The sequence below is a fragment of the Roseicyclus sp. genome, assembly GCF_052168335.1.
Taxonomy (GTDB): domain Bacteria; phylum Pseudomonadota; class Alphaproteobacteria; order Rhodobacterales; family Rhodobacteraceae; genus Roseibacterium.
In genome coordinates, this window is record NZ_JBQLZP010000707.1 from 1 (window position 1) to 1,247 (window position 1,247).

A 1,247-nucleotide genomic window follows, 5' to 3' on the forward strand; every position below is an offset into this window, starting at 1 on the left:
CGCCCTGCGCCGCGAGATGCCGCTGATCCGGCACGGCAGCTACATGCCGCATCTCGAGGATCACCCGGCCATCTTCGCCTACAGCCGCGCGCTCGACGGCACGGTCCTCACGGTCGTCGCCAACATGGGCGACGCGCCGGTGGAGAAGGACATGCGGGACTGGCTCGCACAGGACGGCGAAATTCTCGTCGCGACCCGCGGTCGGCCCGACCTGTCGCGGTCGATCCTGACGCTCGCGCCCTGGGAGTCCTTCGCGATCCTCGGGACCGGACGGACTGACTGAGACGCCGCCCGTGCAACCAACGTCCGCTTCCGTGCGTTCGCGTCCGACAGACGACGGGGGCGGACCTTCGGTCCGACAGTCAACGGGGGCGGACCTTCGGTCCGACAGACAACGGGGGCGGGCCATGGCGATCATCGGATTCCACGCATCTCACGAGCAGATCGGCCCGAGGGCGCTGCTCGAGGATGTGCAGCGCGCCGAGGCGGCCGGGTTCGAGGCCGCGATGTCCTCGGACCACTTCTCGCCGTGGAGCGCGCGCCAGGGCGAATCCGGCTTCGCCTGGTCCTGGCTCGGGGCGGCGCTCGAGGCCACTTCGCTTCCGTTCGGCGTGGTGAACGCGCCCGGCCAGCGCTACCACCCCGCGATCATCGCCCAGGCGGCGGCGACGCTCTCGGCCATGAACCCGGGGCGGTTCTGGATGGCGCTCGGCACGGGCGAGGCGTCGAACGAGCACATCACCGGCGACCCCTGGCCGGAAAAGTCGATCCGGACCGCCCGCCTCGAGGAATGCGTCGCGATCATGCGCGCGCTCTTCGCGGGCGAGACGGTCAGCCATTCCGGCCTCGTCACCGTGGACCGCGCGAAGCTCTGGACCCTGCCCGAGACGCCGCCGCCGATGATCGGCGCCGCCGTAAGCGTTGAGACGGCCCGGAGGGTCGGAGGCTGGGCCGACGGGCTCATCACCGTGAACCAGAGCCAGGAGCATCTCGCGCGCATGATCGCGGCCTTCCGCGAGAACGGCGGCGCGGGCAAGCCGCTTTACCTCCAGGTCCATGTGGCCTATGCCGACGACGAGGAGACGGCCCTCGACATCGCGCACGACCAGTGGCGCAGCAACGTCTTCGCGCCGCCGGTCTGCTGGGATCTGGAGCTGCCCGCCCATTTCGACGAGGCCTCGCGCTTCGTGCGCCGAGAGGACATGCACGGCAGCGTCCTCGTCTCCTCCGACCCCGAGCGCTTCGTC

The 1,247-nt window shown here is 70.5% G+C and carries 2 protein-coding genes; both read left to right on the plus strand.

What is annotated here, in order from left to right; all coding sequences use genetic code 11:
- Positions 1-283: DUF3459 domain-containing protein (locus ACTS11_RS21460; RefSeq protein WP_442642309.1), on the plus strand; the 283-nt coding region annotated here is incomplete at its 5' end.
- Between the two features lie 124 nt (positions 284-407).
- Positions 408-1,247, plus strand: an 840-nt coding sequence (locus tag ACTS11_RS21465; RefSeq protein WP_442642310.1) for a TIGR03885 family FMN-dependent LLM class oxidoreductase, incomplete at its 3' end; no start/stop codon positions are given.